Origin of the sequence: Paraburkholderia sp. RL17-347-BIC-D (assembly GCF_046027915.1) — a bacterium.
Lineage (GTDB): Bacteria > Pseudomonadota > Gammaproteobacteria > Burkholderiales > Burkholderiaceae > Paraburkholderia.
This window is the reverse complement of sequence record NZ_JARESS010000015.1, coordinates 27,689-54,203: the sequence shown is the minus strand read 5'-3', so window position 1 is coordinate 54,203 and position 26,515 is coordinate 27,689. Positions and strand designations below refer to the sequence as shown.

The 26,515-nt window shown below is 62.4% G+C and carries 23 protein-coding genes; 8 read left to right on the top strand and 15 right to left on the bottom strand.

Annotated features, from left to right (window positions below):
• Window positions 1-3: 3 nt before the first annotated feature.
• The 3 genes from betA to P0D96_RS21305 all read left to right on the top strand — a co-directional run bounded on the left by betA (window position 4) and on the right by P0D96_RS21305 (window position 3,424).
• Window positions 4-1,689 carry a choline dehydrogenase gene (gene betA / locus P0D96_RS21315; protein ID WP_408315149.1) on the top strand — a complete coding sequence of 562 codons (1,686 nt, stop codon included), beginning with the start codon at window positions 4-6 and terminating at the stop codon, window positions 1,687-1,689.
• Window positions 1,690-1,838: 149 nt separating this feature from the next.
• Entirely contained in the window at window positions 1,839-3,005 is a 1,167-nt protein-coding gene (gene ampC, locus P0D96_RS21310) for a class C beta-lactamase (RefSeq protein ID WP_408315148.1), read from the top strand.
• Between the two features lie 17 nt (window positions 3,006-3,022).
• A complete protein-coding gene (locus tag P0D96_RS21305; RefSeq protein WP_408179150.1) occupies window positions 3,023-3,424 on the top strand; it encodes a cupin domain-containing protein in 402 nt (133 codons plus the stop codon).
• A 58-nt stretch (window positions 3,425-3,482) separates the two neighbouring features.
• On the opposite strand, the gene P0D96_RS21300 is transcribed toward P0D96_RS21305, so the two are convergent.
• The 7 genes from P0D96_RS21300 to P0D96_RS21270 all read right to left on the bottom strand — a co-directional run bounded on the left by P0D96_RS21300 (window position 3,483) and on the right by P0D96_RS21270 (window position 12,059).
• On the bottom strand, window positions 3,483-4,901 hold the full coding sequence (locus P0D96_RS21300; protein ID WP_408179149.1) for an MFS transporter: 1,419 nt from the start codon (window positions 4,899-4,901) through the stop codon (window positions 3,483-3,485).
• A 142-nt stretch (window positions 4,902-5,043) separates the two neighbouring features.
• Window positions 5,044-5,307 carry a hypothetical protein gene (locus tag P0D96_RS21295; protein WP_408179148.1) on the bottom strand — a complete coding sequence of 88 codons (264 nt, stop codon included), beginning with the start codon at window positions 5,305-5,307 and terminating at the stop codon, window positions 5,044-5,046.
• Window positions 5,308-5,363: 56 nt separating this feature from the next.
• On the bottom strand, window positions 5,364-6,020 hold the full coding sequence (locus P0D96_RS21290; RefSeq protein ID WP_408315146.1) for a sarcosine oxidase subunit gamma: 657 nt from the start codon (window positions 6,018-6,020) through the stop codon (window positions 5,364-5,366).
• Window positions 6,010-9,012 carry a sarcosine oxidase subunit alpha family protein gene (locus tag P0D96_RS21285; protein WP_408315145.1) on the bottom strand — a complete coding sequence of 1,001 codons (3,003 nt, stop codon included), beginning with the start codon at window positions 9,010-9,012 and terminating at the stop codon, window positions 6,010-6,012. The genes P0D96_RS21290 and P0D96_RS21285 overlap by 11 nt, the downstream gene beginning before the upstream one ends.
• Entirely contained in the window at window positions 9,009-9,335 is a 327-nt protein-coding gene (locus P0D96_RS21280; protein WP_408315144.1) for a sarcosine oxidase subunit delta, read from the bottom strand. Before P0D96_RS21280 ends, P0D96_RS21285 begins: the two co-directional genes overlap by 4 nt.
• Window positions 9,336-9,363: 28 nt before the next feature.
• Window positions 9,364-10,608, bottom strand: coding sequence for a sarcosine oxidase subunit beta family protein (locus P0D96_RS21275; protein ID WP_132377089.1), 1,245 nt, complete (start codon window positions 10,606-10,608; stop codon window positions 9,364-9,366).
• Window positions 10,609-10,664: 56 nt separating this feature from the next.
• Complete coding sequence (locus P0D96_RS21270) at window positions 10,665-12,059, bottom strand: L-serine ammonia-lyase (RefSeq protein WP_408315142.1); 1,395 nt, start codon at window positions 12,057-12,059, stop codon at window positions 10,665-10,667.
• A gap of 302 nt (window positions 12,060-12,361) precedes the next feature.
• Between P0D96_RS21270 and P0D96_RS21265 the strand changes: the two genes are divergently transcribed.
• The 3 genes from P0D96_RS21265 (at window position 12,362) to P0D96_RS21255 (ending at window position 14,696) form a co-directional block, all read left to right on the top strand.
• Window positions 12,362-13,444: a GlxA family transcriptional regulator gene (locus P0D96_RS21265; RefSeq protein WP_408315140.1), complete on the top strand. Its 1,083-nt coding sequence runs from the start codon at window positions 12,362-12,364 to the stop codon at window positions 13,442-13,444.
• 236 nt (window positions 13,445-13,680) lie between these two features.
• Window positions 13,681-14,169 (top strand): DUF6402 family protein, encoded by a 489-nt coding sequence (locus P0D96_RS21260; protein WP_408179143.1) that lies wholly within the window; start codon window positions 13,681-13,683, stop codon window positions 14,167-14,169.
• Window positions 14,166-14,696, top strand: coding sequence for a hypothetical protein (locus tag P0D96_RS21255; RefSeq protein WP_408315138.1), 531 nt, complete (start codon window positions 14,166-14,168; stop codon window positions 14,694-14,696). Before P0D96_RS21260 ends, P0D96_RS21255 begins: the two co-directional genes overlap by 4 nt.
• 87 nt (window positions 14,697-14,783) lie before the next feature.
• Here P0D96_RS21255 and P0D96_RS21250 read toward each other — a convergent pair whose 3' ends face one another.
• From P0D96_RS21250 to P0D96_RS21220, 7 genes are all read right to left on the bottom strand, one after another.
• A complete protein-coding gene (locus P0D96_RS21250; protein WP_408315137.1) occupies window positions 14,784-15,719 on the bottom strand; it encodes a choline ABC transporter substrate-binding protein in 936 nt (311 codons plus the stop codon).
• Window positions 15,720-15,784: 65 nt separating this feature from the next.
• Window positions 15,785-16,783: a GlxA family transcriptional regulator gene (locus P0D96_RS21245; protein ID WP_408315135.1), complete on the bottom strand. Its 999-nt coding sequence runs from the start codon at window positions 16,781-16,783 to the stop codon at window positions 15,785-15,787.
• A 7-nt stretch (window positions 16,784-16,790) separates the two neighbouring features.
• Window positions 16,791-17,693: a choline ABC transporter permease subunit gene (choW, locus tag P0D96_RS21240; RefSeq protein WP_408179140.1), complete on the bottom strand. Its 903-nt coding sequence runs from the start codon at window positions 17,691-17,693 to the stop codon at window positions 16,791-16,793.
• Complete coding sequence (locus P0D96_RS21235; RefSeq protein WP_132377082.1) at window positions 17,686-18,864, bottom strand: quaternary amine ABC transporter ATP-binding protein; 1,179 nt, start codon at window positions 18,862-18,864, stop codon at window positions 17,686-17,688. The genes choW and P0D96_RS21235 overlap by 8 nt, the downstream gene beginning before the upstream one ends.
• Before the next feature lie 1,176 nt (window positions 18,865-20,040).
• The gene (locus P0D96_RS21230) at window positions 20,041-20,355 is read right to left on the bottom strand and encodes a hypothetical protein (protein WP_408315133.1); all 315 of its coding nucleotides are present in this window, start codon (window positions 20,353-20,355) and stop codon (window positions 20,041-20,043) included.
• A gap of 176 nt (window positions 20,356-20,531) precedes the next feature.
• Complete coding sequence (locus P0D96_RS21225; protein WP_408315132.1) at window positions 20,532-22,214, bottom strand: long-chain fatty acid--CoA ligase; 1,683 nt, start codon at window positions 22,212-22,214, stop codon at window positions 20,532-20,534.
• An 86-nt stretch (window positions 22,215-22,300) separates the two neighbouring features.
• Complete coding sequence (locus P0D96_RS21220) at window positions 22,301-23,074, bottom strand: SDR family oxidoreductase (RefSeq protein WP_408315130.1); 774 nt, start codon at window positions 23,072-23,074, stop codon at window positions 22,301-22,303.
• Between the two features lie 268 nt (window positions 23,075-23,342).
• Between P0D96_RS21220 and P0D96_RS21215 the strand changes: the two genes are divergently transcribed.
• Entirely contained in the window at window positions 23,343-25,148 is a 1,806-nt protein-coding gene (locus P0D96_RS21215) for an acyl-CoA dehydrogenase (protein ID WP_408179136.1), read from the top strand.
• 285 nt (window positions 25,149-25,433) lie between these two features.
• Window positions 25,434-25,796 carry a BON domain-containing protein gene (locus tag P0D96_RS21210; protein ID WP_408179135.1) on the top strand — a complete coding sequence of 121 codons (363 nt, stop codon included), beginning with the start codon at window positions 25,434-25,436 and terminating at the stop codon, window positions 25,794-25,796.
• 138 nt (window positions 25,797-25,934) lie between these two features.
• Here P0D96_RS21210 and P0D96_RS21205 read toward each other — a convergent pair whose 3' ends face one another.
• The gene (locus tag P0D96_RS21205) at window positions 25,935-26,504 is read right to left on the bottom strand and encodes a helix-turn-helix domain-containing protein (RefSeq protein WP_132377076.1); all 570 of its coding nucleotides are present in this window, start codon (window positions 26,502-26,504) and stop codon (window positions 25,935-25,937) included.
• Between the last annotated feature and the right edge of the window lie 11 nt (window positions 26,505-26,515).

Here is a 26,515-nt window from a genome sequence, read left to right as displayed (position 1 = left end):
GCGATGGCTTCGAACGACTACGACTACATCATCGTGGGCGCGGGTTCGGCGGGCAATGTGCTCGCCTCGCGCCTGACCGAAGACGCGGACGTGACCGTGCTGCTGCTCGAAGCAGGCGGCCCCGACTACCGCTTCGACTTCCGCACGCAGATGCCGGCCGCGCTCGCCTATCCGCTGCAGGGACGCCGCTACAACTGGGCGTACGAAACGGACCCCGAGCCGCACATGAACAACCGGCGCATGGAATGCGGGCGCGGCAAGGGGCTCGGCGGGTCGTCGCTGATCAACGGCATGTGCTATATCCGCGGCAATGCGCTCGATTACGACGGCTGGGCCGCGCAAGCCGGTCTGGAAAACTGGACCTATCTGGATTGCCTGCCGTATTTCCGCAAGGCCGAAACGCGCGATGTCGGCGCGAACGCGTACCACGGCGGCGATGGCCCGGTGCACGTGACCACCAGCAAACCCGGCAACAACCCGCTCTTTGCCGCGATGGTCGACGCCGGTGTGCAGGCCGGCTTTCCACGCACCGACGATCTGAACGGCTATCAGCAGGAAGGCTTCGGCCCGATGGATCGCACGGTCACGGCGAACGGCCGGCGCGCCAGCACGGCGCGCGGCTATCTGGATCGCGCGAAGACGCGGCCGAATCTGACCATCGTCACGCATGCCGTGACGGATCGCGTGCTGTTCTCCGGCAAGCGCGCGGTCGGCGTCGCGTATCTGCATCATGGCAATGCAGTGACGGCGCAAGCGCGCCGCGAGGTGCTGGTGTGCAGCGGCGCGATCGCCTCGCCGCAATTGCTGCAGCGCTCGGGCGTGGGCCGCTCGACATGGCTGCGCGAACTCGACGTGCCGCTCGTTCACGATCTGCCGGGTGTCGGCGAAGACCTGCAGGACCATCTGGAGATGTATATCCAGTACGAGTGCAAGGAACCCGTTTCGCTCTACCCGGCGTTGCAGTGGTGGAATCAGCCGGCCATCGGACTCGAATGGATGATGAAGGGTACGGGCATCGGCGCGAGCAACCAGTTCGAAGCCGGCGGCTTCATCCGCACGCGCGACGACGATCTGTGGCCGAACATCCAGTATCACTTCCTGCCGGTCGCGATCAACTACAACGGTTCGAACGCGATCAAAATGCACGGCTTCCAGGCGCACGTCGGTTCGATGCGCTCGCCGAGCCGCGGCCGGGTCAAGCTCACGTCGCGCGATCCGAACGCGCATCCGAGCATCCTGTTCAACTACATGGCCGATCCGCTCGACTGGCGCGAGTTCCGCGACGGTATTCGGATCACGCGCGAGATCATGCGGCAACCGGCGCTCGACCGTTATCGCGGCCGCGAACTGAATCCCGGCGCCGATTTGGCTACCGACGAACAGCTCGACACCTTCGTGCGCATGCGGGCGGAGACGGCGTTTCATCCGTCGTGTTCGTGCAAGATGGGTTATGACGATATGGCCGTGGTGGACAACGAGGGGCGTGTGCACGGCATGCAAGGGCTGCGCGTGGTAGATGCGTCGATCATGCCGCGCATCACGACCGGCAATCTGAATGCGCCGACCATCATGCTGGCGGAGAAGATCGCCGACCGGATTCGCGGACGCGACGCGTTGGCGCGGGTGGACACGCCCTACTTCGTGGCCAACGGCGTGGCATCGAGAAAGCGGGAGATCGCGACGGTTTGAGGCCGCTGCCGGCCCACAAGTTTTTCTTTACCCTCGTGCAACTTATCCTCGATTGTCAACGTCTGGCAAAAGCCGGATAGTTCGGCCTCAACGCGCTCCGAATGATTCTGGAGCGCATCCGCCGACAGACATTCAAGGAAACGCGAGAGATGAAGTTCAAAGCCCTCAGCCTCACGGCGACCGTGATCTTTGCGTTGGCCGCTCCCATGAGCCACGCAGCGGATACCACGCAAGACGGCATCAAACGGACGGTCGACGCGGCGATCCGCCCGCTCATGGCGAAAGACGGTATTCACGGCATGGCGGTCGGCATCGTCGTTGGGGGCAAGCCTTATGTGTACGACTACGGCGTGGCGTCGACGGAAACGGGCAAGCCCGTGACACGCGACACGCTGTTCGAACTCGGCTCGATCAGCAAGACCTTCACGGCGACGCTGGCATCGTATGCGCAGGTCAGCGGTGATCTCTCGCTGTCGGATACGACGGGCAAATATCTGCCCGTGCTTCAGGGCAGCCAGTTCGGCAATGTGAAGCTCGTCAACCTGGGCACGCACACGCTAGGCGGATTGCCGTTGCAAGTGCCGGACGATATCCATAATGACGACGAACTCATGCAGTTTTTCAAGGCATGGAAGCCCAGTTGTGCGCCGGGCACGTGCCGGACTTACGCGAATCCCGGCATCGGTACGCTTGGCTTGATCACGGCAAAGAGCATGGGGCAGGATTTCACGCCGTTGATGGAACAGCGCGTGTTTCCCGCGCTGGGATTGAAGAACAGTTTCATCGACGTTCCGAAATCGCGGATGCCGGATTACGCGCAAGGCTATAAGAAGGACGGCGCGCCGATTCGCATGGCGCCTGGCGTGCTGTCCGCCGAAGCCTATGGCGTCAAGTCCACAGCCGCCGACATGACGCGCTTCATGCAAGCCAACATGAATCTGCTCCAGCTCGATGCGAAGTTGCAGCGCGCCATCACGGAGACGCACACCGGCTACTTCAAGGCTGGCGTGTTGACGCAGGATCTGATCTGGGAGCAATACGCGTATCCGGTCGCGTTGAAGACATTGCTGGCAGGCAATTCATCGACGATGGTTTTGAAGGCGACACCCGCGGTCGAAATCAAGCCGCCGCTCGCGCCCCGACAGGATGTCTGGATCAACAAGACCGGTTCGACCAATGGGTTCGGCGCGTACGTGGCTTTCGTTCCGGAGAAGCAGTTGGGCATTGTGATGCTCGCCAACAAGAACTTCCCGAACGAAGACCGGGTGGCGGCCGCCTATAAGGTTCTGACGGCGCTTGCCGAGCCCTCGCATTGAATAGGGCCGACTCGATCATGAACAACTTGCGTTGCGTGCCGCTGCTCGCCGCGATCCTCATGAATCTGCCTTCGGCCAATGCCGGCGAAAAGGCACCCGATGCCAAAGAGACCGTGGTGCTTCAGCGCGTCCCCGTTCCGGGAACCGATCGGGAAATGGGCATGGGTATCGCCGAATTTCCACCCAATGCCGCCAAGCCGAAGCACAAGGCAACCGGACCGGAGGTCACCTATGTTCTCGAAGGTGAAGTCACGGTGCAGGTCGAGGGTCGACCCGCGCAGATCGTTCACGCCGGCGAGAGTTACCGGATGCCGGCAAATGTCGTCCATGTAACGACTGCCGGACCGGCGGGCGCGAAAGTGTTGGCGACGTGGGCTTGGGTGCCTGGGAAGCCGTTTAATGTGCGGGTTCAGAATTGAGCGAATAGGAGTGCTGTTCGCACTGGAACGCACCATTGATTACGCGCCCAATCAACCTTCAATCCCGCACCGGACTCAACACCCCACGCGCATCCGTCTCAACCGCCTCGAACACCAGCGTCTCGAGCGCCAACCCGCGCGTCTCGATGCCGAGAATCCACACCGCCGCCGCCGCGATCACAAAACACATCGCGCCGAGCGAGAACACCCCGCCCTGGCCGAACATCGGCAGCACTACGCCCACCACGTACGGTCCGATCAGCGAACCCACGCGGCCTATCGCCGACGCAAAGCCCGAACCCGTCGCCCGCGCACCGGTCCCGTACAGCTCCGGCGTGTAGGTGTACAACACCGCCCACATCGCAAACAGGAAGAACTGCATCGCCAGCCCGGCGCAGATCAGCAAGGTCGGCGTCTGCGCGTGCAGCGCGGTTTGTCCATAAACGTAGGCCATCACCGCACTGCCCGCGAGCGACGCAATGCAAGTCGGCTTGCGTCCCCAACGTTCGACCAGCCACGCCGCGCAGATAAAACCGGGAATCCCACCAAGCGAAATCAGCACCGTGTACAGCACCGACTTCGTTACCGCAAAGCCTGCCTGTTGCATCAACGCGCCGAGCCATGACGTCAGCCCATAGAAACCGAGCAGCGCGAAGAACCACAGCGTCCACACCATAATCGTGCGACGCCGGTAAGCCATGCTCCAGATCTCGCGAAACGCCCCCGTGCCCTTCGCGGCCGGCGGCTCGGCGAGCATCGCCGGCGCGCGCAGCTGGCTGAGCCCGGCCGCTTTCATCACCTTCACTTCGACCTCGGCGAGAATCTTGTCCGCTTCACCGAGACGTCCGCGATGTTCGAGCCAACGCGGCGATTCCGGCACGACGCGGCGCACGATCAGCACGAACACCGCAGGAATCGCGAGCAACGCGAACTCCGTACGCCAGCCGAACGTCGGCAGCACGAAGTAGGACACCACGCCCGAGGCGATGAAACCGAGCGGCCAGAAGCCGTCCATCAGCGCAATCAGACGGCCGCGCGACGCAGCCGGCACGAACTCCGACAACAAGGTCTGCGCGATCGGAAACTCCATGCCCATACCGAAGCCGAGCAGCACGCGATAAAAGATCAACGCTTCGACGCTCTGCGCCGTCGAGCACAAATACGACGCGAGCCCCCACAACACCATGCTCCACTGAAACACCGGCCGGCGTCCGAAGCGATCCGCCAGCAACCCTGCAATCGCCGCGCCGATCACCATGCCGAAGAAGCTCGCGCTGGCCACCAGCCCCGCCGTCGCGGTGGATAAGCCAAATTCCGTCTTGATCGAACCGAGCACGAAGGTCATCGTGCCGAGATCGACGGAATCGAAAAAGAATGCGATGGCGATGATGATGAAAATGGTCCGGTGATAACCGGAGAACGGCAGTCGTTCGAGTCGGGCGGCTGCGCTCGCGCGCGGCTGATAAGCGGTAGACATGTCATCCCCTGGTTGATGCGGCGAGTGCCGCGTGAGTGCTCCGAGGCGTTTTCAGTAGACGCCGACATAAATCGGCCACATAGAAGAAATACGTCATCGGGATGGAACGGGTGCGTCGTTCCACACACGCGGATCGCGAGGCTTAGGACCGCAGACGCGCCCGCGCGGCGCCGGCAATGCGCACGAGCGCATCCGCGCTCAACCGTGCGGCGATTTTTTCGACGTATGCGTGGTGACGCGCCTGCAGCGGCGCGCCGAGTTGCTGCGCAAGCAGATAACGGATCAGCGCGATGCGCCTATGCCGCAGCACGATGCTCTGATCGAGCAGCGCGAGCGCGGCATGGGCATCGCCTTCGAGGCACGCGCGCTCGGTGAGACGCGCGGTGGCTAGACGTGTCGACGTCATGGCGATGATTCAACGCGAAAGGCGCGAGCGGTGTAGGGACTGCCGCTCGCCGCGCCTTACGACATCAGCGGCTCGGCCGCGTCGAGCATGATCTTGACGAAGTAGTCCGCAAAGCTGCGGCGCACGACAATGTCGAAACTGCTCGCACCGGTGGGCAGCAACGTCATCGATGCCTTGAAATAGTGGCTCTGCGCGCATTGCCCTTCGCCAAACAGCTTGGGATGCAAATCGAGCGGACAACCGCGCGACAGCACTTCACGCGTGCGCGTGCCGCTGATTTCTAGCACCGTATAACCGCTGCCGATATCCACCTCCGACGCGAACAGGCCCGCGAACACAGCGCCGAGTTTCGCCTGCAGCGGAGCGGTACGCGTCGCGTCGTGCGCGGCGGCCGAGCGCACCAGCCACTCGTCCGGGCCGAGCCACATCACGTCGTAGCCGTTGCCGCGCGCCACCGTGTTCGCCTTTTCAGGCGGACGGCAGCCGATCACACTCTCCACCGCGCGCACGAACGCGGCGTCACGCGTATCGCCGCGCACGTTCACGAGTTCCAGGAACGGCCGCTCGCTCAACCTGAACGCGGCGGATGCCGTCGCCTGATGCTTCTTCAGCAGCGCGTCCGCGCCCACCAGCGGCGACTCCTGCCATACGCCGGTCTGCTTGCCGACAGCACGATCCACGACCGACGCCGTCCCTCTGGTTTCATTCCACATGTTGACGTGCTCCTTCGCTGTCGTAGAACACCGAACTGGTGACCTTCGCTGCAATCTGTTTGCCGCTCGAAAGCGGAATCGTGACCGTCTCGCCGATCTTGTCGAGGCCGCCCTTCACGACCGCCATCGCGATCGAACGCTTCAGGATCGGGCTGTAATAGCTCGACGTGACGTGGCCGAGCATCGCCGCCGTCTCGCCCTGGAACGGACCCGCGACGATCTGCGAACCCTCGGGTATCACGAACGACGGGTCGTCCGAGAGCAGGCCGACCAGTTGCTTGCGCCCTGCCTTCGCCGTATCCGAGCGGGTCAGCGAACGCTTGCCGAGAAAGTCCTTCGACTTCGCGACGAGGCCGCCCATGCCGAGATCGTACGGCGTCATCGAACCGTCCGTATCCTGGCCGACGATGATGTAGCCCTTCTCCGCGCGCAGCACGTGCATCGTTTCGGTGCCGTACGGCGTGATGTCGAACTCCGCGCCCGCGGCCATCAGCGCTTCCCACACCGCGCGTCCGACGTTGGCCGGCACGTTCACTTCATAAGCGAGTTCGCCCGAGAAGCTGATGCGCATCACACGCGAGGCCGCACCAGCAACGGTGCCTTCGCGATAGCTCATGAACGGAAACGCCGCGTTCGCGAAGTCGATGTCCTGGCAGACCTTCTGCAGCACCTTGCGGCTGTTCGGGCCGACCACGGCGAAGGTCGCCCAATGATCCGTCACCGACGCGAGCCGCACGCGCATGTCCGGCCATTCGGTTTGCAGCCAGCGTTCGAGCCACGTCAGCACGCGTGCCGCGCCGCCGGTGGTGGTCGTCATCATGTAGTGCTGGTCGGCGAGGCGCACGGTCACGCCGTCGTCGAAGATCATGCCGTTTTCGTCGAGCATCAGGCCGTAGCGGCACTTGCCGACTTCCAGCTTGCTCCACGGATTCGTGTAGACCCAGTTCAGCAGCTTCGCCGAATCAGGGCCCTGGATGTCGATCTTGCCGAGCGTCGAGGCGTCGAGAATGCCGACGCTCGTACGCACCGCGAGCGATTCACGCGCCACCGCCGCGTGCATGTCTTCGCCCGCTTTCGGGTAGTACCACGGACGCTTCCAGTTGCCCACGTCCTCGAAGGCCGCGCCGTTTTCCACGTGCCATTCGTGCACCGCCGTCTTGCGCACGGGATCGAGAAACTCGCCCAGTTCGCGGCCGGCAAACGTGCCGAAGGTGACGGGCGTGTAGTTCGGCCGGAAGGTCGTCGTGCCGGTCTCGGGAATCGTCTTGCCGAGCGCCTGCGCGAGAATCGCCATGCCGTTGATGTTGCCGAGCTTGCCCTGGTCGGTGCCGAAACCCATCGCCGTATAGCGTTTTACGTGTTCGACCGATTCGAAGCCCTCGCGCGCCGCGAGGAAAATATCCGCGGCGGACACGTCGTTCTGGAAATCGATGAACTGCTTCGGCCCGCGCGTAGCCAACTCGCGACCACCGACCAGCCACAGCGGCTGCATCTTCGCTTCCATGATCTCGGCCACCTGCACCGGATTCGGCCGCGCGACGATAAAGCCCGCCGCGCGCGCCGCCTCGATGCCGGCATCGACCGCAAAGCGTATGCCCTGGCCCAGCGTGAAGTCGCCGGCACACGCGCCGACGCTCGTCTCCGGCTGCATCGCCTTGCCCGGCACGAAGCAGGCCTTCTCGTCATGCCAGTGGGCCTTGCCGCCCGACTGCGCGAACAGATGCAGCACCGGGCTCCAGCCGCCGGACATCGCGAGCAGATCGCAGGACAGTTCGCCCTGCTTCGCACCGACCTGTCCGTTCGAGTACGGCGCGACGTCCACCGAGGCCACGCGCAGTTTGCCGTGCGCCGCCGTGATCACGACGCCGTTCATCACCTTGACGCCATAGCGCCGTGCGAGCGCGGGCAGCGTGCCCTTCGATTCGCTCGCGCGCGGATCGACTACCGTCACCTGGGCGCCGGCCGATTTCAGATCGAGCGCGCACTGATAGCCATCGTCGTTGTTGGTGAACACCACGGCGTTGCGGCCCGGCAGCACCGCATAGCGATGCAGATAGGTCGACACAGCGGACGCCAGCATCACGCCGGGCAGATCGTTGTTGCCGAACACGATGGGCCGCTCATGCGCGCCGGTCGCGAGAATCACGCGTTTCGCGCGGATCTTCCACATCAGTTCGCGCGTGCCCTTGCGTTGCGACACCGGCAGATGCTCGGTGAGCCGCTGCGTCGCCGTCACGAGGTTGTGGTCCTGATAGCCGAACGCGGTGCTGCGGCACAGGATCTTCACGTCGGGCATTTGCCGCAGTTCGTCTTCGATCTTCTGCACCCATTGCAGCGCGGGCTTGCCGTCGATCTCCGCGCGGCACGACAGCAGCGAGCCGCCGAGTTCCGGCTGATCGTCAATCAGTGTCACGCGCGCGCCGGACAACGCGGCGGCATGCGCGGCCGCAAGGCCGGTCGGGCCGCCGCCCACCACCAGCACGTCGCAATGCGCAAAGCACTTGTCGTAGCGGTCCGCGTCCGTGTGTTCCGGCGCCTTGCCGAGACCGGCGGCGTCGCGGATCACTTCTTCATACTTCGGCCAGAATTTGCGCGGCCACATGAAGGTCTTGTAGTAGAAGCCCGCCGGAATGAAGCGCGCGAACTTCTGATTGACCGCCATGCGGTCTTTCTCGATGCTCGGCTTCGCGTTCACGCTTGTGGCCACCAGGCCCTGATACAGCTCGACTTCGGTGGCTCGCGCATTCGGCACCGTGTACGCGCCGGTTTCGAGTTGCACGACGGCATTCGGCTCTTCCACGCCCGCCGTGACGATGCCGCGCGGCCGGTGGTATTTCCAGCTGCGCGCGACGAAATGCTCGCCGTTCGCGAGCAGCGCCGAAGCCAGCGTGTCGCCCTGATAGCCCTGGTACTGGCGGCCGTTGAAGGTGAACGTCAGCGGCATTGCGCGATTGATGCGCCCGCCGTTGGGGAGTCGGTCTTTCTGGCTCATGATGCCTTGCCCTCTTGTGCCTTGTTCTGTGCTTTAGCGTCAGTGCCGTCCATGGCGAGCAAAGGACGCTCGAACGTCTCGTAGCCCTGGATCTCGTAGCTCACCGTGTCGCGCTGCGCCTTGAACCAGCGGCGGCAGCCTTGCGTATGCATCCATTGCTCGCGATGCACGCCGCGCGAGTTCTTGCGCATGAACAGGTAGTCGCCCCATTCCTTGTCAGTGAGTTTCTCGGTGTCGAGCGGACGGGCAATGTCCGCTTCGCCGCCGCAGGAAAATTCGGTTTCGGCGCGTGGCCCGCACCACGGGCATTCGATCAATAGCATCTCGTTCTCCTAGTCGCAGTGCGTAGCGTTAGTGGGCAACAGCGGCGGCGCCGTGTTCGTCGATCAGGTGGCCGGTATAGAAACGCTCCAGCGAGAACGGCGCGTTCAGCGGATGCGGCTCATCCTTCGCAATGGTGTGCGCATAAGCCCACCCGGAACCCGGCGTCGCCTTGAAGCCACCCGTGCCCCAGCCGCAATTGAAGTACAGCCCCTTCACATCGGTCTTGCTGATGATCGGGCACGCGTCGGGCGACACATCCACGATGCCGCCCCACTGGCGGTTCATCCGCACCCGCGAGAACACTGGGAACATTTCGACGATCGCTTCAAGCGTGCCTTCGATAATCTGAAAACTGCCGCGCTGACCAAAACCCGTGTACTGGTCGACGCCCGCGCCGATCACCAGATCGCCCTTGTCGGACTGGCTGATATACGCGTGCACCGCGTTCGACATCACCACGGTGTTGACCACCGGCTTGATCGGTTCCGACACCAGCGCCTGCAACGGATGGCTCTCCAGCGGCAACCGCACGCCGGCCATGTCGGCGAGTGACGAGGTATTGCCCGCCGCCACGATCGCGACTTTCTTCGCCTTGATGAAACCCTTCGTGGTGTCCACGCCGATCACCTGGCTGCCGTTGCGGCGAATGCCCGTGACCTGGCAGTTCTGCACGATATCGACACCGGCCTGATCCGCGCCGCGCGCGAAACCCCAGGCCACCGCATCGTGGCGCGCCACGCCGCCGCGCCGCTGGATCGACGCGCCGAGCACCGGATAGCGGCTGTTCAGATTGATGGTCGGCTCGATTTCCTTGATCTGCGCGGGCGTCAGAAATTCGGCGTCCACACCGTTCAGCCGGTTCGCATTCACGCGGCGCTCGGTGTCGCGCACGTCCTGCAACGTGTGCGCGAGGTTCATCACACCGCGCTGGCTGAACATGACGTTGTAGTTCAGATCCTGCGAGAGCCCTTCCCACAGCTTCATCGCTTTTTCGTAGAGCGCGGCCGACTCGTCCCACAGATAGTTCGAGCGCACGATGGTCGTATTGCGCGCCGTATTGCCGCCGCCGATCCAGCCCTTCTCCAGCACGGCGACATTGCGCACGCCGTGTTCCTTTGCGAGGTAATACGCCGTGGCGAGACCATGCCCACCGCCGCCGACGATCACGACGTCGTACTCACGCTTGGGCTCGGGGCTCTTCCACTGTCGCTCCCAGTTCTCGTGATACGACATCCCGTTGCGCAACAGGCTGAATATCGAATAGCGGCTCATCGTGGGTCCTTGTTGGTGCTGTTTTTACTGGTGTTTCGTATTGGCTAAAAGCGGAATCAACACTCGATGACGTTCACGGCCAACCCGCCGCGCGACGTCTCCTTGTATTTCGTCTTCATGTCCGCGCCGGTTTCGCGCATCGTCTTGATCACGTTGTCGAGCGACACGTAATGCTGGCCGTCGCCTTTCATTGCCATGCGCGCGGCGTTCAGCGCCTTGATCGCGCCCATCGCGTTGCGTTCGATGCACGGAATCTGCACGAGCCCGCCGACCGGGTCGCAGGTCATGCCGAGGTTGTGTTCCATGCCGATTTCAGCGGCGTTTTCGACTTGCGTCGGCGTGCCGCCCATGACGGCGGCGAGCGCCGCGGCGGCCATCGAGCACGCCACGCCGACTTCGCCCTGGCAGCCCACTTCGGCGCCGGAAATCGACGCCGTTTCCTTGTAGATGATGCCGATCGCCGCGGCCGTCAGCAGGAAGTTGACGATGCCCTCGTCGTTTGACGCATGCATGAACTTCACGTAGTAGTGCAGCACGGCGGGAATCACGCCGGCCGCGCCGTTGGTCGGCGCCGTAACGACGCGGCCGCCCGCCGCGTTTTCTTCGTTGACGGCCATTGCGTACAGGTTGACCCAGTCGAGCATGGAGAGCGGATCGCGCAGCGACTCTTCCGAGCGCGAACGCAATTGCCCGCACAGATCGGCGGCGCGGCGCTTCACATGCATCGGACCGGGCAACTCGCCGCGCACCTTGCAGCCGCGTTCGACGCACGCGGACATGGTGCGCCAGATCGCCAGCAAGCCTTCGCGCACTTCGTGTTCGGGACGCGCCGCGCATTCGTTGCGCAACGTGATCTGCGCAATCGACAAACCGGTCTCGCGGCAAACGCGCATCAGATCGTCGCCGGTACGAAACGGATACGGCACGTCCGCGCCGGCGCGCACGCCGTTCACGCGATCGCCTTCGCGATTCACAACGAAGCCGCCGCCGATCGAGTAATACTCCTTCTCCACCAGCAGTTGGCCGTTTTCGTCGAAAGCCTGAAAGCGCATGCCGTTCGGATGCACGATGCCCGAACCCGGCGCGCCCGGCATCAGCTTGCGGAAAAAGCCGAGATGCTCGCGCTCGTCGAATTTCACGGGATGCTTGCCGAGCAGCACCAGTTGTTTGGTCGCGCGGATTGTCTGCAGGCGCGGCTCGATCACGTCCGGGTCGATAGAATCGGGCAGATTGCCTTCGAGTCCCAGCAACACCGCCTTGTCCGTGCCGTGCCCCTTGCCGGTCGCGCCGAGCGAGCCGAACAGGTCGGCCTTCACGCCGCGCACGAAGCCGAGCAGATTCGCGTCTTCGATATGCGAAGCGAAGCGGCATGCAGCGATCATCGGCCCCACGGTGTGCGAGCTTGAAGGACCGATACCGATCTTGAACAGATCGAAGACGCTGACGTTCATGGCGTGCCTTGTGCGTTGCGATGCCTTGGGTGGATTTGCCTCTATTGCACCGCACGTCAAATTGAATCGATAGAATAAAAACGGCATGACAGTGGGATAGTGGCGTCAACGGGCCCGCCGGCAAAGGTCCGCGGCGTATTTACGAAGACTTCTGACGCATTTGCGACATGCGTCCGGCTTGCGGCTGGCGATGCTGACGATGCCGGGCGCGCAACCGGTCATGCCGCCGGCACGCCCGGACGCGGTGGCCGCCGTCCCCGGTGCTATGCTTGATCCAACCCTTACCCTTGCTGGCTGCATGCATGAATTCCGCTGAACCGCTTCCCCCTCAATCGATTGACGGCACCTCGAAGCAGCGCATCCGCTTCGGCATCATCCTGTTGCCGAATTTCACGCTGACGGCGTTTTCGGGTTTCGTCGACCTGCTGCGCCTGTCCGCGGACGAAGGCGATTTCAGCAAGCCCGTACGCTGTTCGTGGAGCGTGCTAGGGGAAACCCTTGCTCCGGTGCGCGCGAGTTGCGGCATCCAGATCACGCCGTGGGAGACATTCGACAGCGCCGAGCCGTTCGATTACGTCGTAGTGGTGGGCGGTCTGCTGCATTCCGGGCCCGCCGCGAACGACGCCACGCTTGCTTTCATCCGCCGCGCCGCCGCCACCGATGCGACGCTCGTCGGCATGTGCACGGGCGTGTTCTCGCTGATGCGCGCGGGCGTGCTCGAAGGCCACCGCATTTGCGTGAGCTGGTTTCACTACTGGGATTTCATCGAACGCTTTCCGTCGGTCAACGAGGAAGCGCTGGTCGCCGACCGGCTGTTCGTGATCGACCGCCGGCGCATTACGTGTTCCGGCGGACGCGCGTCGATCGACGTGGCCGCCGCGATCCTGCTGCGTCATTTCGAAACCGCCACGGTGCAGAAGGCGCTGCGCATTCTGCTCGTCGACGACATGCAGAAAGGCAACGCGCCGCAGCCGCATCCACCGGGCCTCGCGCCCGCTGCGCATCCAAAGGTCAAGCGCGCGATTCTGTTGATGGAGCAGCATGTGGGGCGCTCGCTGTCGCTCGATGAACTTGCGGGGAAGCTCGATCTTTCGCCGCGTCAGTTGGAGCGGCTCTTCAAGGCGCAAACGGGTAAGGCGCCGCAGGCCTACGCGAAGCAGGTGCGTTTGCGAACCGCCGCGTGGTTGCTCACGAGTTCGGATAAGACCGTGGCCGACATTGCGTCGAGTTGCGGGTTTTCCGATGCCTCGCATCTGGGCCGCGAATTCCGCAAGCAATTCGGATTGCCGCCGATGATGTATCGCGAGCAGCGCGGCACAGCGGCGGAAGCGGAAGATAGTGGGGATTATGACGAGACGTTTCCGGGACGGGCGCGGGCGATTTGAGGGTGTCTGTGGCACGTGTGAAATGCTCGCAAATTAATACCACTCGAATGCGAATTTTATTGAGCGTTTCGGCACTCTGCGCCATCACAATAAATCTTGACACATCGGCGTGAACGTAAGGCGTATGCTGCACCATTCATAAACCACACTGCGCTAATTCACGGCACTGGTATTCAATGGGCGGGACTCGCTGAAGGTGTAAGTGGCGGTATGACACCGGCGCGAGCGTCACCGGTTTGATTGGCGTTACCACTGAGTCACGCGGCGGTGCCCCCGACGATCTCACCGGCGCGCTCGGTTCGTTCAACTTCTACGCTGCCATTGGACATGGCCGCCTCTCCAGAGACGTTAATTCGCGGAAAACAACAGCCGAGGTGACCGGTATCTGGGTGTATGTGAAAGACAACTACACATTCACCGACAATGAGCAAGATGATCGATCACAGTATCTGGGTCATTGGAGCCGCGATGGCGTTATCGTCATGCCACTCGACGCTGCCGCAGCAATCTCTTCTATCCCCTACATCGAATCCCCGGTCACCCTTCCTTATATCGACGCATCCGTCACAATAGGCAACCCAGTTATCAAGGGCAACGTCTACTACCCGGTGCACAACAGCGACTTTCTACAGTGGGCGATCAAGCATCAGCAGGGCGGCGACTTTGTTGTTTTCTCTGATCGTCGTTTTGTTCCGGTCGCACCTCCAGTCAAGGTGTACCTATGAGGCTTGACTACGGTGCTGCGGCTGGTGCGCTGATCGGCGCACTAGTTGCGGTTGTTGTCATCATTGCTGTGCTAGTCAAGTGGATCACTTCAAAAGACAAGTCGCGCGCATGGATCGCGAGGTTTGCCGGGCCGACGGCGATAGTTGTCGTCATCGGCGTGCTTTATTTCGGCCTTTTTAATCATGCGCCGCACGGCACCGAATGTCAGAAATCGACATCTCCAGACGGCTTGTACGTGGGTGAACGTTGTCTATTAGATTGGGTTCCAGGCGGAAACTCCGAATACGTTGGCAGGGTTTTAGATGCAAAGAACGGGAAGCTGCTTGCGCAGCATACCTTTAGCACGCCAGTCCCTGACCTGTCCTGGTCTTCCGGCGTGACCTATTCCTTGGAACCTGATGGACCTCTCCGTTATATCGGTCCTTCCGCTGGATTTTCGATAGGGGACGGCGGCGACGACTCCGCGTATATCTCGCTCCCGCCCTCGATGTGGGACCGTTTGCTGGCAGCACGTCCGCGCTTATAACGGAAGATGTTGATGGCTAAACGGTCAAGTCAGACCGCTTAGCCAGCCCCGCACGGCCCCAGCCCTAACGGCTGCCCTTCTCACCACTCACTTCCCCGCTACATACGCCTTCACAGCCGGCAACCCATCCTTCCCATCATACGTCTTCACCCCCGCCAGCCACTTGTCCAACACCGCCGGATTCGCCTTCAGCCATTCGCGCGCGGCCTTGTTCGGATCGGTCTTGTTCATGATGGGCAGCATCACGTGATTCTCGATATCGGTCGTGAACTGCAGGTTCGACACCAGCTTCGCCACGTTCGGGCAGCGCGCCGAATAGTCGCTCGGCGTGACCGTCAGCACTTTCGCTTCGCCGTAATTCGGTCCGAACACCGCATCGCCGCCGGACAGATAATCGATCTTCATCTGCACGTTCATCGGATGCGGTTCCCAACCCAGAAAAACAATCGGCTTCTTGTCACGGATCGAGCGGTTCACCTCGACCAGCATGCCCGCCTCGCTCGACTCCACCAGCTTGAACTTGCCGAGCCCGTATTGATTGCTGTCGATCATCTTCTTGATCAACGCATTGCCGTCGTTACCCGGTTCGATCCCGTAGATCTTGCCGTCGAGCTTGTCGTAGTTCTTCGCGATGTCGGAGAACGTTTTAATGCCGGACTGGTACGCGTAATCGGGCACCGCAAGCGTGTATTTCGCGCCGGTCAGATTCGGCGTGGGCAACACGCTGAGTTGGCCGGACTTCCTGAACGGGTCGATCATCGGGTCCATGGTCGGCGACCAGTAGCCGAGGAACACGTCGATCTGCTTGCTCTTCACACCGGCGAAGGTGATCGGCACCGAGGCGATCGTCTTGGTCGGCTTGTAGCCGAGCCCTTCGAGCACGGTCGATGCAAGCCCCGTGGTCGCAGCGATATCGGTCCAGCCGACATCGGCGAACCGGACGTCGCGGCAGGTGGCGGGTTCCGCGGCAAACACAGACGACACAGACAGCGCGCATAACGACGCAGCCCACAAACGTTTCATGGCGTTCCCTCAGGGTGATTGATGTTTGACTGGTTCTGATGAAGCGGATTATTTTGCGCCGCGCTTCACGCGGATAAGCGCCGCTCGACGCTCGGGGCGTGACCGAACTGCGCGCGATAGGCCTTGCTGAAATGACACGCCGAATGAAAACCGCACACCGCCGTCACGCGCGCAATCGACGCATCCGTATTGCGCAGCAACTCACGCGCGCGCCGCAACCGCAGCGTCAGGTAATAGTGCGTGGGCGACACGCTCAGGAACATCTTGAACATGCGCTGCAAATGCCGCTGCGACAGATGCACGAGCCGCGCGAGTTCGTCGAGCGATAACGGCTCCTCGATATTCGCTTCCATCAGCCGCACCACCTCGACCAGTTCCGCGCGCGAGAAACCGACACGCGCGTCGACGGGAATGTGTTGATAATCGGTCGAGCCGCGAATCCGCTCGACGATGAACTGCTCGGACACCTGCGCCGCCACCGCGTGGCCGAGCCGCATGCCGACCAGCTTCAGCATCAGGTCGAGCGGCGCGGTGCCGCCCGTGCAGGTCATGCGGTCGCGGTCGATCACGAACAGTTCGTCGGCGAAACGCACGTGCGGGTAGCTCTTGTGCAACGGCGACATGTCTTCCCAATGCACAGTGCAGCGATAACCGTCGAGCAGACCCGCGGCCAGCAGCGCATACGGTCCCGTGCAAATGCCGCCGAGCGGAATACCTTTGTCGGCGACGTCGCGCAGCAGCGCGATCACCGTGTCGTCCACGTAATCGCGCACATGCCAGCCGGCACAGACGATCAGCACATCGGGCATGCCGGCTTCGGCCAGCGTCGTGGTGGGTTTCACCGTGATGCCGTTGCTTGCTCGCGCCGGCTCGCCGTCCGGCGTGATCACCGACCATCTGTAGTGCTGCGCGCGGCCCACGTAGTTGGCCATGCGCAGTACCTCGACCGCGCTGGTGAACGCGATCATCGAAAAGTTCGGCAGCGTCAGAAAGCCGACGTGCGCGAGCCCGGATAGCGGCGAACCGGCCTCGGGCTCGACTGGCGTGAGCGCGTCGCGCTTCATAGGCGGGTCAGCCGTGTTGCGCGGCCGGCTCGCGGCGCACTTTCATCACGCTGCGCAAGCCCGACAGCAGCGGCGCGCGCGCCATGCCCGGCGAACGGCCAAAGCTTTCCGTGATGCGGTCCAGAATGATCGCGAGCATCACCACTGAAAGTCCGCTTTCGAAGCCGAGCCCGATGTCGAGCCGTTGAATACTGGCCAGCACGTCGTTGCCGAGACCGCCCGCCCCCACCATCGACGCGATGATCACCATGGAGAGCGCCATCATGATGGTCTGGTTCACGCCGGTCATGATCGACGGCAGCGCGTTCGGAAACTGCACCTTGTAGAGCAATTGCCACGGCGTGCAGCCGAACGCCTGCCCGGCTTCGACGATCTCGCGGTTCACATGCTTGATGCCGAGCGACGTGAGACGCACCGCCGGCGGCATGGCAAAAATCACGGTGGAGAGAATCCCCGGCACACGGCCGAGGCCGAACAGCATCGCGGCCGGAATCAGGTAAACGAAGGCCGGCATGGTCTGCATCAGGTCGAGCACGGGCCGCACGATCATCTCGACGGTGCGGCTCTTCGCGGTCCAGATGCCGAGCGGCACGCCCAGCAGCAGGCTGATCAACGTGGACGACAAGGTCAGGCCGAGCGTGATCACCATCTGATCCCAGAAGCCGGTGCCGTAGATCAGCAGCATGGCCAGCAGCGTAAATAGCGCGAAGCGCCAGCCCACCCGCCACAGGCCGATGCCGACGAAAAACGCCATCAGTGCCCACATCGGCACTGCTTGCAAGCCGTGTTCGATCACCGCGGCAAAGCTCTCGATCACCTTGCCGATCGAATCGAAAGTTTTTGCGTCGTGGTCGAGCAGGTAATGAACGCCGTGATCGACCCAGGCGCCAAGTGGAATGACTTCAGACATGGGAACTCCGATGGCGTGTGAGAACGTTCAGCACGTTCGTCTTGTTGACCGAACCACAGTAGGAACCGTCGGCTTCGACCACCGGCAGCGGCGCGCGGCTCGCCACCACGAGTTCGACGACGTCGTCGAGCGGCGTGGTGCGGCGGATGCATTCGATCTGGTTGAGCTGCGGCGAGGCGCTGCCCATCGCGTCGCGGCACACGAAGCCGCGAATCTTGCGTTCGCCGTCGAGCACGAATGCGTAGTCGGCGCTGCCGTTGAGCGTGGCGGCCACGCTCGATGCATCGATCTGCGGCGAGTGCTGCATGAGCGGCACGGCGTCGGTCTGCATCAGATCGCCGGCGGTCAGATAACGGCTGGTGTCGATGCCTTCGAAGAACGCGCGCACGTAATCGTCGGCGGGATTGGTGATGATCTGCTGCGGCGTGCCGACCTGCACGACCCGGCCGCCTTCCATGATCGCGATGCGCGTGCCGATGCGCATCGCCTCTTCCAGATCGTGCGACACGAACAGGATGGTGCGCTGCTGTTCGCGTTGCAGATCGAGCAGCACGTTCTGCATTTCCTTGCGCTTGAGCGGATCGAGCGCGGAGAACGCCTCGTCCATGATCATCAGCGACGGGTTCACCGCAAGCGCCCGCGCAAGACCCACGCGCTGCTGCATGCCGCCGGACAGCTGCGCGGGCAGTTTTTCCGCAAACGGCGCGAGGCCGACCTGTTCGAGCACGGTCATCGCGCGCTTCTCGCGCTCCTTGCGGCCAACGCCCGCCACTTCGAGGCCGAACGCCGCGTTGGACAGCACGGTGCGCTGCGGCATCAGCGCGAACGACTGGAACACCATGCTCATGTCCTTGCGGCGCAGCGCCGTCAGCTCGGAGCGCGGCACGCTGGCCACGTCGCGGCCGTCGATCAGCACCTTGCCGGCCGTCGGTTCGACCAGCCGGTTGATCAGGCGGATCAGCGTCGATTTGCCGGAGCCGGACAGGCCCATCAGAACGAAGATCTCGCCTTCCTTGACTTCGAACGATACGTTGTGGACGCCGACAATCTGACCGGTGCGCGCGAACACTTCCTCTTTCGTCGCGCCGCCTGCCAGCATGCCGATCGCCTGCTTCGGGTTGGTGCCGAACACCTTGCACAGCCCTTCGACCACGACCTTGGGGGAATTCATTGAATGCTCTCCTTTGTCGACCGGAGTTAGCGCTTTAGCGCTTACTCCGGTCCCATGCACCGCTTCGACCGGAGTTGGTGCTTTAGCGCTTACTCCGGTCCCATGCACCGCGTCGACCTGAGTTGGCGCTTTAATGCTTACTCCGGTCCCATGCAAGATAGTTGCTGCAGTGGCGGACGTCCGTCCGCGCTGTGCATACATAGTTGCCAGAAAAAAGTATGGCTAGCCGACTATTTGCGACAGGCACATGTGGAAATGCGACACCCGTTTTTTGGGCGTGCCGGGCGATGGCGGCTGGAGCCTTGTGGGGTAAGGGTTTGGCAGCGGTCGGGGGCGTGTTGAGGCGTGTCGCGCCAGAGCAAGTGGAGCCAGTGCGCGGCAAAAAAAATGCAGGTCGGTGGGGCTGGCCGGGTGTGGTGTCGCAGTGCAGCAAGGCGCTGGCCGGCGGACGTCGGTTGAAAAAACTGTGGTCACCCGTCCAACGGTGGGCGTTGGATGGCTCAAAATCAGGAGCATCGGTTCGACCGAGGCCATTCCGGGAAACACGACACGTTCATCGTCAGCGAGTCGGGGATGTACGCACGGGTCCTGCGCCGTCGTCGTATGCGGGGGCAAACATCTACGTCCGAGAAGCGGTGCGTCGCCACCACCACGCCCAGAGTGCGGCAGCGAACAGTACGACAGTGTCTACGGCGCCAAGCATTGGCAATGGGTCGGTCCACTTGCCCATGTTCGCCGACCGGGAATAGTAAGGCGCGTCACTGCCGTAAGCCTCCACCAGATTGCTTAGGTTGATTGCACTCGTGGTACAAGGACGGCACATAACACGACAATGGACAGAATGCGCCTGGATTTATTTTGAATCACTTTAACTGTCGGCCGCTTGCGTACGAATGGCTCATAGAATCCTCTTTACTCAATGGAGAGGATTCGAGCCTATTCGCGTCCCGACTGCGACTTGTGTGAATCTGTCAATCGCGTGCAAGCGGGTCGGCGCGCGGGCCACTCGATGAGCGATCAATCGGCACGCACGTAATGCAGTTGGCGCAGCGAGCCGTCATTTGTTGTGCCGACGCACTAGAGCTGCGCGCCTGCCTCCTGCATCACCCTCGCGACACTCACGGCCCACTGCGCCGAACGTCGACGTCGGCGCAGCGTAGCCGCAACAGTCCGCGCTTACTGGCTCGCGCCAGTTCCAATACCGGCCTTCTTCTGCGCTTTCTGCAGCTTGTCCGGATAGTTCGGGTCGTTCTGGCCTGGCTGGTAGCCTGCGTCTTCGAGCTTCTTCAGCTCGGCATTCTTCTTGGCGCGCGCTTGCTTGCGCGCCTCTTTACGCTCGGCTTTGGTGGGTTTCGCAGTGCTCGCCGCGGCGGGCGCAGCCGTCGTGGCGGCGTCGCTGGCGCCTTGAGCCGCGGCGAGCGGAATGCTGCCGGCTACCATGGCCGTGACGGCAAGTCCGAGCATGATCTGTCTAATGGCAAAGCTCTTCATTTTCAATTCCCCTCTCGAAAGTTGGCAATAGCATTCAAGCTTGTCTGCGAGTCTTCTGTTCACCACTGCGAGGCGCGCACGACACTCAGTACGGGCTCGCGCTCAAAGCTTACAGGCAAACCATCACAAGAGTATTTTCAGCGCCGCGAGCGGGGCTTGCATCAAGCAGACGAATCTCACGAGCCAGCCGCGCGCGCCGCATCCTCTTCCTGCAATTTCCGCCACAAGATCTTGCCGCTGCCCGACTTCGGCAGCGACGCCACGAACTCGACGATGCGCGGGGCCTTGTACGAGGCCATCTGCTCATGCGCCCAGTCGATGATCTCCTGCGCAGTAATCGTGCCTGCATGCGCCGCGTCGGGCACCACCAGCGCCTTCACGGTCTCGCCGCGCTTCTCGTCCTTCACGCCGATCACGCAAACCTCGTGAATCGCCGGATGCCGGTACATCAGCGCCTCGACTTCGGCCGGCCACACCTTATAACCGGACGCGTTGATCATACGTTTGAGACGGTCGGTCATGAAGAAATAACCGTCTTCGTCGATATGGCCGAGATCGCCGGTTCGCAGAAACCGCTTGCCGTCGAGTTCGATGAACGCTTCCGCCGTTGCCTTCGGATTGCCCCAGTAACCCTGCATGACCTGCGGCGCGTGAGTGACGATCTCGCCGGTTTCGCCTTGCGGCAGCTCTTGCAGCGAGACCGGATCGATCACGCGCGAGTCCACGTCGAACACGGGAATGCCCAGGCACTGCGGCTTCGGGCGATGCGGCGGATTGATGTGCGTGCCGGCAATCGTCTCCGTCATGCCGTAGCCTTCGACATAATCGAGCCCGGTCAGCGCCTTGAGCTTTCTGGCGATCGCGTCCGGCATCGCCGCGCCGCCGCCGCGCGTGCCGGTGAGGCTCGATAGATCGTATTCGCCGAGCTTCGGGTTCGAGAGGAAATCGACCATCATCGTCGAGATCGACTGCCATGCGGTGACGCGATATTTCTGCATGCATAGCGCAGCGGCCTCGCGATCCCAGCGCGGCAACAGCACGATGGTCGCGCCGGAGAAGACCGCGCTGTTCATGCCGCCCTGCATGCCGGTCACGTGAAAGAGCGGCAATACCGATAGATAAACGCCGTCCGGCGGCGACGAGAACCACACGCAGCCGCCGAGCGCCGTGCTCATCACGCTGCGGTGCGTATGCATGCAACCCTTCGGCTTGCCGGTGGTGCCGGACGTATAAGGCATCACGCACAGATCGTCGGGACCGGTGGTGAGCGGCCCCGGCGTGATGCGCCGTTCGAGCACGTCCTGCCAGGGCCTGACGCCGGGAATCGCGAACGTCTTGCGTGGCGCGGCGACGAATTCAGGCACGGGAATCGGCGACGCCTGCTTCAGATAATCGCTATACGTCGCCACGATGGCGTGCTCGAGGCCCTGGCCGGCCCCGTTGCCGATCAACGGCTCGACGTTCGCGAACAGGCATTGCGGCGCGATGATCGTGGTCGCGCCGCTGTCCTCCACGTAATGCGCGAGCTCGCCGGTCATGTTCATCGGATTGACCGGCACCACTACCGCGTTCGCCCGCAGGATGCCGTAGTAAGCGATGATCCATTGTGGACTGTTCTGCATATACAGCAGTACGCGCTCGCCTGCCTTGACCTGGCACTCCTGCTGCAGAAAACCCGCGATCCGTTCGGCTTCGTCCTTGAATCCGGCAAACGTGATCGTAGTGCCGTAGAAGATGATGAACGGCTTGTGAGGATAGCGCGCCGCCGAGACTTCGGCGTTGTAGAAAAGATTGGTCTCGGGCAGCGTCAGATGCAGCGGCACTTGCGGTGGCCAGTGCGGGTGATGGCGTTCGTTCATCAGCGTCTCCTGCTTTTCACTGTCGGTGCGCGCCCGGTCTTTGCCGGGCGCTTCGTTCACATCGCCGCGTCCGAACAGCGTGACACTCAGACGATGATCGCGCCGCCGTCCACCGCGAACTCCTGGCCGGTGATATGACGCGATGCCTCGCTCGCGAGAAACACGATCGGACCTTTGAGATCTTCGTCGCCGCCCAGACGCTGCAAAGGCGTGCGCGAGACGATTGCGTCTTCGAGTTTGCCGAGCAGACCCGCCGACATCTTCGAAGGGAAAAAGCCGGGGCAAATCGCGTTGACGTTGATGTTGTACTTGCCCCATTCCGCGGCGAGCGCCCGCGTGAAATTGATCGCAGCGGCCTTGGACGTGTTGTACGCAATCGTGTTCATGCCCGGCGGCGAACCCTTCAAGCCCGCCACAGAAGCGATATTGACGATCTTGCCCGCTCGCCGCGGGATCATGGTGCGCTTGCCGACTTCGCGAGCGAGAAAGAACGGCGCGTTGACGTTCAGGTTCATGACCTTGTGCCACGCTTCGTCCGGATAGTCTTCGGCGGGCGCGCCCCATGTCGCGCCCGCATTGTTGACGAGAATATCGATGCGGCCATGCACGCCCAACACTTCATCCACGAGGCCGGGGATACCTTCGAAGCGCTGCAGGTCGTTGACCACTGTTTGCACTTCGATGCCGAGTTGTTGCAGATGCGTTTTCGCTTCAGCGAGTTCGTCGGCCTTGCGCGCGGTGATGGCGACACGGCAGCCCATTTCGCCGAGCGCCTCGGCCATTTGCAGACCGAGGCCGCGCGAGCCGCCGGTGATGAGTGCAACCTTGCCGTCCAGTTGAAACAGGTCCTTCACAGACATTGCGTCGCTCCTCCAGATTTGTTCTGCTAGGCAGATCGGTATGCCGCTTTTGCGCCCATCATACGTGCCGAGATTCAGCCTGTAAATAAAAGCACGCTCATTCACTTTCGTTATAAACTGACACGCATCATCGAGTGGCGGAGCATCCGGAATTACCCGAATACCGCGCATTTCAACCGCGCTGTGCCGATACGTTCGAGGGCCGTTTTTTACACGTGTCTTACGCAGCGGTTCCGCATAACCGCTCACTTTCCACGGGTTTTCTCTTATGCAAGATGCGCTGATCATCAACTCACGCGATCTCGAGTTCCAGCTGTTCGAAGTGCTCGAAGCAGAGACGCTGACACGCCGTGCACGACACGCCGATCACAGCCGCGAGACCTTCAACGCCGCGCTCGAAACCGCGCATGCGGTCGCCGTGGAAAAGTTCGCGACGCACAACCGTCTCTCGGACGAACACGAACCGCAGTTCGACGGTCAACGGGTCACCCTGCCCGTCGAGGTGAAGGATGCACTCGACGCGATGCGCGCCACCGGCTTTCTCGCCGCGGGCAAGGACTACGAATGGGGTGGCATGCAGTTGCCGTCGGTGATTTCGTTCGCGTGCCTGTCGCTCTTCAAGAGTGCGAACATTGCCACCTCGTCGTACGCCATGCTGACCACGGCGAACGCGAACGTGATCGAACGCTTCGGCAGCGCGGCGCAAAAGCGCAAGTATCTGCAAGCGCTGTTCGAAGGACGCGCGTTCGGCACCATGGCGTTGACGGAACCGCAGGCGGGCTCGAGCCTGTCCGATCTCGTCACGAGCGCGACGCCCAATGCGGACGGCACCTATTCGATTCGCGGCAACAAGATTTTCATTTCCGGCGGCGATCACGAGTTGAGCGAGAACATCGTTCATCTGGTGCTGGCACGCATTCCTGGCGGGCCGCCGGGCGTCAAGGGCATTTCGCTCTTTACCGTGCCGAAGTTCCACGTCAACGAAGACGGCAGCCTCGGTGCGCGCAACGACGTCGCGCTCGCGGGACTGATTCACAAGATGGGCTGGCGCGGCACCACGTCCACCATGCTGTCGTTCGGCGAACACGGCGAATGCATCGGCGAGTTGGTGGGCGAACCGCATCACGGTCTCGCCTATATGTTCCACATGATGAACGAGGCGCGCATCGGCGTCGGTCTCGGTGCGGTCATGCTTGGCTACCGCGGCTATCTGGCATCGCTCGATTACGCGCGCGAACGGCCGCAAGGACGCCGCCCCGACAATAAGAACCCGCTCGATCCGCAATTGCCGCTGATCGAACACGCCGACGTGCGCCGCATGCTGCTCGCACAAAAAGCCTATGTGGAAGGCGCTTATGCGTTGTGCCTGTACGCGGCGCGTCTCGTCGACGAACAGAATACCGGCGAGAGCGAAGCCGCGCGCGCCGAAGCCGGCCTGCTGCTCGACCTCTTGACGCCGGTGGTGAAATCGTGGCCATCTCAGTGGTGTCTCGAAGCGAACAGCCTCGCGATCCAGATTCACGGCGGCTACGGCTATACGCGTGAATATCCGGTCGAGCAGTTCTATCGCGACAATCGGCTGAACATGATTCACGAAGGCACGCACGGCATTCAGGCGATCGATCTGCTCGGCCGCAAGGTGACGATGAAACAGGGCGCCGCGCTCAAACAACTGGCGCGCGAAATCCAGCACACGATCGACGCGGCGCGCGAACGCCCGGCATTGCATGCGCACGCCGATGCGCTTGGCGAAGCATGGACCGATCTGACTGCCACGGTCGAAGCGTTGCTGCCCACGCTGGCTCACGACAGCGAACGCGCGCTCGCCAATGCGAATGCGTTTCTCGAAGCCTTCGGCCATATCGCGATTGCGTGGACATGGTTGCGCCAGGCGATCGTCGCGAGCACCGCGCTACCCGCATCGCATAGCGAAGCGGACGCGGACTTTTATCGCGGCAAGCTGCAGGCGTGCCAATGGTTCTTCCGCTGGGAACTGCCGCGCGTCGCCTTGATGCTCGCCACGCTGCGCAGTCTTGACGACACCACGCTCAGCATGGCGCCACAATGGTTCTAAGCTCCGCCGCATAAACGGACTCGCAGCCCGATATGTGGAACATCCTCGTCACACGTGCGCAACGGAAGTCGTCGCAATGATTGCCGGAATGGCTGCCAATGCGGCATTCCGGCCAGTTTTTCCAGCATGAGCGCTTCGGCTGGAGTATTGTTTAAGCGCGCCGGGAGCGTCGCGGCATCACTCTTCTACAAGACAGGGTGCTCCTCGTGGGCGGAAAAGTGCTCGCAAGCGCGTGGTTTTTTGCATGCAACGAAGCGACATCAACTTTTCGAGGATGGAGAAAACGTGAAAACAGTCAATCTTTTGAAGGCGCTCGGCATCGCATTGTGTTTGGCAACGGCGGCCAGCGCCTATGCGCAGTCGAGCGACGCGACGGCCACCGGCGACGCGTCGGCGCCCAGTGCCAAAACGGTGAAGAAGACGGACCGCGCGCTGGGTCTGCAAGTGCGCAAGGCTCTATCGAAAGCGCAGGGTTTTGACGTGTCGAACGTGTTCGTGCGGGCCCGTGGCGGTGCGGTGACGATCACGGGATCGGTGCCCGACGGCGCGCAGATTCCGCAGGCGGAAGAAGTGGCGAAGGGTGTGGCCGGCGTGAAGTCGGTGAACAATAAGCTCACGATCGGCACGCAGGGCGGCGGCGGAGGTTAAGCGTCTGCTTTCACCCGGTGACTTGCCGGTCACGACAGGCAACGCCGCTCGTCGCTCGATGCGAGCGTGAGGCGTTGCCTGTCGTCCTGGTATTTGAACCGCTTATTGAAGCGCCCATTGAAACGTACATGGAAGCGCTTATCGTCGAACGAGGCCGACCACGTAGCGGCACACGTCTTCGCCCGCATTGAAGAACTCGCATTCGAGCGGCGCGCCAAGCTGAAGACAATCCCCCGCTTCCAGCCGGTAAACCTGCTTGCCTTCCCGGAAGGTCAACACGCCCAGCGTCACCCAGATCTGCTGATGCTGGAACACGAAAGCATCCGGCGGATACGGTACTTTCACGCCAGGCGGCAGTTCGATCTCGAGCAATTCCAGCACGCCGCCCGTGGGTGGCGAGATGCGCCGGCGCGTGTAGCCTGTCTCCGGGTCCTGCCAGACCGACTGCTGCGCATGCCGCACGAGCCGCTCGCCGGTCTGCTCGGCCAGCGCCAGCAAAGTCGATAAGGTCAGGCCGAACGCGCCTGACAGACGCCCTAGCACCGTCGCCGTGGGACTCGCCTCGCCTCGTTCGATCTTGCTGATCATCGCCTTCGACACCCCCGAGCGCTCCGCCAGCTCGCTCAGCGACCAGTTGCGCGCCTCGCGTTCGGTCTTCACGCGCGAGGAGATCGCCTGGGTCAGATCGATGGCAGCGGATTCGGACATGAAAAGATGGA